Annotated in this window: 5 protein-coding genes; 2 read left to right on the forward strand and 3 right to left on the reverse strand. The window is 71.8% G+C overall.

Going from position 1 to position 6,056, the window contains the following annotated elements:
* From C1I97_RS29185 to C1I97_RS29195, 3 genes are all read right to left on the reverse strand, one after another.
* Positions 1-1,408 (reverse strand): fumarate reductase/succinate dehydrogenase flavoprotein subunit (locus C1I97_RS29185; protein ID WP_111006115.1); only part of this gene is annotated, 1,408 nt, incomplete at its 3' end.
* A gap of 26 nt (positions 1,409-1,434) precedes the next feature.
* A complete protein-coding gene (locus C1I97_RS29190; RefSeq protein WP_111006116.1) occupies positions 1,435-2,271 on the reverse strand; it encodes a hypothetical protein in 837 nt (278 codons plus the stop codon).
* A gap of 22 nt (positions 2,272-2,293) precedes the next feature.
* A complete protein-coding gene (locus tag C1I97_RS29195; RefSeq protein WP_111006117.1) occupies positions 2,294-2,581 on the reverse strand; it encodes a hypothetical protein in 288 nt (95 codons plus the stop codon).
* Between the two features lie 368 nt (positions 2,582-2,949).
* Between C1I97_RS29195 and C1I97_RS29200 the strand changes: the two genes are divergently transcribed.
* Complete coding sequence (locus tag C1I97_RS29200) at positions 2,950-5,196, forward strand: ABC transporter family substrate-binding protein (protein ID WP_111006118.1); 2,247 nt, start codon at positions 2,950-2,952, stop codon at positions 5,194-5,196.
* A 102-nt stretch (positions 5,197-5,298) separates the two neighbouring features.
* Positions 5,299-5,991, forward strand: coding sequence for a hypothetical protein (locus C1I97_RS29205; protein ID WP_146608326.1), 693 nt, complete (start codon positions 5,299-5,301; stop codon positions 5,989-5,991).
* The last annotated feature ends 65 nt before the right edge of the window (positions 5,992-6,056 follow it).

Consider the following 6,056-nt stretch of genomic DNA (forward strand, 5'->3'; position numbering starts at 1 on the left):
GGGCGTCGTCCACCGGCGGGCGCCCGTACGCCAGTCCTTGCGCGTACTCGGCCGCGTGCAGGCCCGCCCGGCGCCCGAAGACCAGCAGGTCGGACAGCGAGTTGCCGCCGAGCCGGTTGGAGCCGTGCATGCCACCCGCGACCTCCCCGGCCGCGAACAGCCCCGGCACCCCGCGCGCCGCCGCCGTGTCCGAGTCGACCGCGATGCCGCCCATCACGTAGTGGCAGGTCGGCCCGACCTCCATCGGCTCCGCCGTGATGTCGACGTCGGCCAGCTCCTTGAACTGGTGGTACATCGAGGGCAGCCGCCGCCGGACGACCTCCGCCGGCATCCGTGTCGACACGTCGAGGAACACCCCGCCGTGCGGCGAGCCGCGTCCCTCCTTCACCTCGGAGTTGATCGCGCGGGCCACCTCGTCACGGGGCAGCAGCTCCGGCGGGCGCCGGTTGTTGTCCGGGTCCTCGTACCAGCGGTCCGCCTCCTCCTCCGACTCGGCGTACTTCTCCTTGAAGACGTCGGGGACGTAGTCGAACATGAACCGCCTGCCCTCGGAGTTGCGCAGCACCCCGCCGTCGCCGCGCACCGACTCGGTGACGAGGATGCCCTTCACCGACGGCGGCCAGACCATGCCCGTCGGGTGGAACTGCACGAACTCCATGTTCAACAGCGGCGCCCCGGCGAGCAGCGCGAGGGCGTGGCCGTCGCCGGTGTACTCCCACGAGTTCGACGTCACCTTGAAGGACTTGCCGATCCCGCCGGTCGCGATCACGACCGCGGGCGCCTGAAGCACGAAGAAACGGCCGGACTCGCGCGCGTAGGCGAAGACACCGCAGATGCGGTCACCCGCGGCGGAGCCGCTGTCGGACACAGTCTTCAGGATCCGCGTCACCGTGCACTCCTGGAAGACCTTCAGGCGGGACTCGTAGTCCCCGGTCTCCCTGAAGTCCTCCTGCTGCAGCGACACGATCTTCTGCTGCAGCGTCCGGATCAGCTCCAGGCCGGTGCGGTCGCCCACGTGCGCCAGGCGCGGGTACTCGTGCCCGCCGAAGTTGCGCTGCGAGATCCGGCCGTCCTTCGTACGGTCGAACAGCGCGCCCCAGGTCTCCAGCTCCCACACCCGCTGCGGCGCCTCCTGCGCGTGCAGCTCGGCCATCCGCCACTGGTTGAGGAACTTGCCGCCGCGCATCGTGTCGCGGAAGTGGACCTGCCAGTTGTCGTGCTCGTTGGCGTTGCCCATGGCCGCCGCGATGCCGCCCTCGGCCATCACCGTGTGCGCCTTGCCGAACAGCGACTTGCAGATCACCGCGGTACGCGCCCCGCGCTCGCGCGCCTCGATCGCCGCGCGCAGCCCGGCGCCGCCCGCGCCGACCACGACGACGTCCCACTCCTGCCGGTCCACCACGGACATCACAGACCCCACTCACTGGTACGTCGCTAGAAGAAGCGCGGATCGTCGAAGGCGCCGGAGGCGACCAGGAACACGTAGAAGTCGGCGAGCGCCACGCTGAACAGCGAGGCCCAGGCCAACTGCATGTGGCGGGCGTTGAGCCTGCTCACGAACTGCCAGAAGCGGTAGCGCACGGGATGCTTCGAGAAGTGCCTGAGCTTCCCGCCCACGATGTGCCGGCAGGAGTGGCAGGAGACCGTGTACGCCCAGATCAGCACGATGTTGACGAGGAAGACGAGCGTGCCGAGCCCCATGTGGCCCCAGCGGTAGTGCTGGTCGCGGAAGGCCAGCACGGTGTCGTAGGTCAGCACGCCGGCGACCAGGATCGCCGCGTAGAAGAAGTACCGGTGGACGTTCTGCAGGATCAGCGGGAAGCGCGTCTCGCCCGTGTACTTCTTGTGCGGCTCGGCGACCGCGCAGGCCGGCGGGGACGCCCAGAAGCCCCGGTAGTAGGCCTTGCGGTAGTAGTAGCAGGTCAGCCGGAAGCCCAGCGGGAAGATCAGGATGATGATCGCCGGGGAGATCACCCACCAGCCGCCGAAGAGGTCGTAGTTGGGGCCCGCGCGCATGGTCTCGCAGTTCTGCGCCAGGCAGGGCGAGTAGAACGGCGAGACGTACGGGGCCGCGTAGTAGTGCGTGTTCGCGAAGGCCCGCCAGGTCGAGTACACGACGAAGGCGAGCAGACCGGCCGCGGTGGCGGCGGGCGCCAGCCACCAGCGGTCGGTGCGCAGGTGCGGGGCGGTGATCGCGGCGCGCGCCGGGGAGCGGACGCCGCCGCGGAGCGTATGGGGTTCTGTGTCCGGGGGTTCCGTGCCAGTGGCCAACGTGGGGCTCCGGTCGGTGGGGTCAGGGGGCGTGGCGGCCGCGGGCGCCGAGGCCCTCGTCGTCCGAGTCCGTCCACAGGGAGATGTCGTAGGGCGCGTCGGAGATGGTGACGAGGGCGGGGCGCTGCGCGGCGGTGGAGCCCTGGGAGGCCTCGCGCAGCAGGGCGACGCTCTCGCGCAGGTGATCGGCGTCGGTGCGTACGCGGCGTATCTCCAGCCCGCCGCCGAGCTGCTGCTCCAGCCGGCTCACCGACCGCAGCAGGTCGTCGAGGGCGTGCTGGACCGATGTCAGGTCGTCGTGCACGGACATGACGTACCTCACTTCCACGGGCCGTGCGGCGGCCCTAGACGGCAACGTTCATGCGTCTGCGAGTGTTGCGCGTCACACCTGCCGGTGGGAAGGGGATGTGCGGCGATTGGCGGATTGCACATCCCCCGCGCGCGCTCGCATGCGCTCTGTGTTCGCTCTGTACCCGTTCGGTGATGCGCTCGGTGTCCGCCGGAGTGCGTGTTGCGCCGGGCGGGTGGCCTTCCGGGCCCGCGCCGCCGTGTCGCCTCCGGCCGGCGAACCCTTTCCTCTTCAGTGGGTCGTAGATCTGATGAGCATCAAAATACCGCCAAATATGACAAACCCCACCCGGGCCATCGGCGGCAGCGCGCTCCACGGAGGTAGCACAGATGTCCTACGACGGTGTCGGGTCGCGCGCGCTCACGCGCTCGGTCGCCTTCCTGACCGCGGGCGTCCTCGCGGTGCCCCTCCTGGCCGGCTGCGGCTCCGACGACGAGGGCGGCAAGCCGCTGGCCGGACAGGACATCGCCCCCGCCGCCCGCCACGAGATCGCCGACGGGGGCAGGCTGCGCTGGGCCGTGGACGCGGTGCCGCAGACGCTGAACACCTTCCAGTCGGACGCCGACGCCGGCACCACCCGGATCGCCCAGGCGGTGCTGCCGGCCATGTTCCGGATGGACGCGCGCGGCCGCCCGCAGCGCGACGAGGACTACCTGGAGTCCGCCCGGGTGGTGGAGACCGAGCCCAAGCAGGTCGTCGTCTACCGGCTCAACCAGCAGGCCGTCTGGAGCGACGGCCGCGAGATCGGCGCCGCCGACTTCGCCGCCCAGTGGCGCGCCCTGTCCGGCAAGGACTCCGCGTACTGGACCGCACGCAACGCCGGCTACGACCGCATCCAGAAGGTCGAGCGCGGCGCCAGCGACCTGGAGGTCCGGGTCACCTTCGCCCGCCCCTACGCCGACTGGCGGTCGCTGTTCTCGCCGCTGTACCCGAAGGACGTGATGGGCGCCGCGAACTCCTTCAACGACGGCGCCCGCAAGAAGCTGAAGGTCAGCGCGGGCCCGTTCGCCGTGCAGAAGATCGACACCAAGGCCAAGGACGTCGTCCTCGCCCGCAACCCGCGCTGGTGGGGCCGCCCGGCCAAGCTGTCCGAGATCGTGCTGCACGAGGTACCGCGCGACAAGCGGGCCGCGGCGCTCGCCGACGGCTCCGTGGACGTGGCCGACATCGACCCCGCCGACGTCTCCCGGATCACGGCGGCCGGGGCCCGGGGCGGCTCGCTCTTCCAGAGCCCGGCCGGCGGCCGCACCGCCGCCAGGGCGCTGCGCTCCTGGGCGCTGACGCACGGAACCGAGGACGAGGGCACCGACCGGGAGCTGCGCGCCCTGGAGAAGGAGGACACGTCGCTCACCGCCCGCCTGCGGCAGCAGCAGGCGCTGCGCGACGTCCGGGTGCGCAAGTCGCTGGAGCCCGCCTACACCCAGCTCGCCCTCAACGGCTCGGGCGGCCCCCTGGCCGACGAGCGGGTCCGCCACGCCGTGGCGCACGCGCTGAACCGCGAGGAACTCGCCGTACTCGTCCTCAAGCCGCTCGGCCTGCCCGCGGTCCCGGTCGGCAGCCACCTCGCCCTGTCCGGCCAGAGCGTCTACGCCGACGGCAGCGACGCCCTCGGCGGCCAGGACACCGGCCAGGCCCGCGCCCTGCTCGCGGACGCCGGCTGGGTGGTGGGCCCGGCCAAGGACAAGAAGGGCAAGGAGCAGGAGCAGAAGAAGGGGGACAAGGCGGCCGGCACCGCGGGTCGCGGCGCACCGGGCTCCTCGGACGACGGCGGCGACGGCGGCGACGGCACGTACACCGGCGGCGCGAACGACCACGCGGAGGACGACAAGGCACCCGCCAGGGAGCGGGAGGACCGGGACGACAAGGACGGCCGGGAACAGCGCGAGCAGGGCGAGGAGGAGACCGGCGCGGGCGACGGCGCCCAGCAGCTGGCCCAGGACGGCCGCCGGTACACCGACGACCGCCTCGGGCCGGGCGGCGCGCCCGGCGCCTACGCCCCCAAGGGCACCGCGGCGCCCGCGGCGGGCGCCGCCGGCCCACTCGCCAAGGACGGCAAGCCGCTCACGCTCCGCTTCGTGCTGCCCTCCGGGCCGGGCTCGGACACGCTGGGCAAGGTCGCCGACCGCATCACGGCCATGCTAAAGAAGGTCGGCATCGCCACGGAGATCAGCAAGGTCTCCGACGAGAGCTACTTCCGGGACCACATCGCCTCCGGCCAGTACGACCTCGCGCTCTACTCCTGGCCCGCCTCCGCCTTCCCGGCCACCGACGCCCGCCCCATCTACGCCAAGCCCGTCCCGGCCGCCGACGGCTCCCTCAGCGTCCAGCAGAACTACACCCGTGTCGGCACCGATCAGATCGACCAGCTCTTCGACCAGGCCCTCGCCACCCTGGACGAGGACGAGCAGCGCGGCCTGCTGCGCAAGGCCGACTCCCGCATCTGGGCAGCGGCCGGTTCGATCCCCCTCTACCAGCGCCCCCAGCTGACGGCCGTACGCAAAAACCTGGCAAATATCGGCGCCTTCGGCTTCCAGACGCCCGTCTACGAGGACATGGGCTTCCTGAAGAAGGGCTGAAGCCTCAAAAGGGGCTCAGATCGCTTGTCCTGCGCGCCCTGCGGCGACACAGTGTGCCCACCGGATCACCGAAGCGGTGATCCATGACCACACGGGGGGACCATGCGCGGGGGAACGAGGCGCATCCTCACGGCGTGTTGCACGGCGGTCGTACTGACCGCCGGAGCCGTGGGCTGCACGAGCGAGTCGGGGAAGCGGGACGGCGGCGGGAGCGCCGAGGACTCCCGAGGCGGCGGTGCGCGGCCCGCGGCGGCGGCCAAGGCATGCGCGGACGGGGCGTTCACGTGGTTCAACATCGTGAAGCCGACCCGTCTGCTCGGCGTCTCCGAGCCCGAGGACGTGGGCAAGGGCGGCGGCAGGCTCACGGAGAAGATCCGGCAGGTGAGCACGGTGGAGACCTCCGTGCGCCCCGAGGGCGCGGTCCCGGCGCCGGAGGAGGCCCTGTTCTCCCTGGGCAAGGAGATCGGCGAGATCGACTCCGACGCCCCCACCCTGAAGGAAGTCACCGGCGACAGCTGGCGCTTCACCCAGGTGGGCGACCAGGGGCCGCGGCTGGAGGAAGGCCTCGCCAGGATCGACGGTCCTGGACGGTTCGTGCAGTACACCGCGGTACGCACCGTCGAAGCGGACTTCCGCCACACCTGCGCCGGGGGAAGGACCACCCTCGGGCACGCCGAGAGCTGGACCGCCGAGGTGGGCGGCCTGCTCGAGTGCGGCACGCGCACGGACGACGCGACGGCCCGCCAGGCCGCCCGCCTCGCCTGCGGCACCGACTCGGTCGCGGCGAAATCCTGATCGAGGGCCAAAGGCCGGTTTGTCCCCGCCTGCCCCGGTTCGCTCCGGGGTGGGCGGGGACAAAC

Origin of the sequence: Streptomyces sp. NTH33, from assembly GCF_003236365.1 — a bacterium.
Classification (GTDB): Bacteria; Actinomycetota; Actinomycetes; order Streptomycetales; family Streptomycetaceae; genus Streptomyces.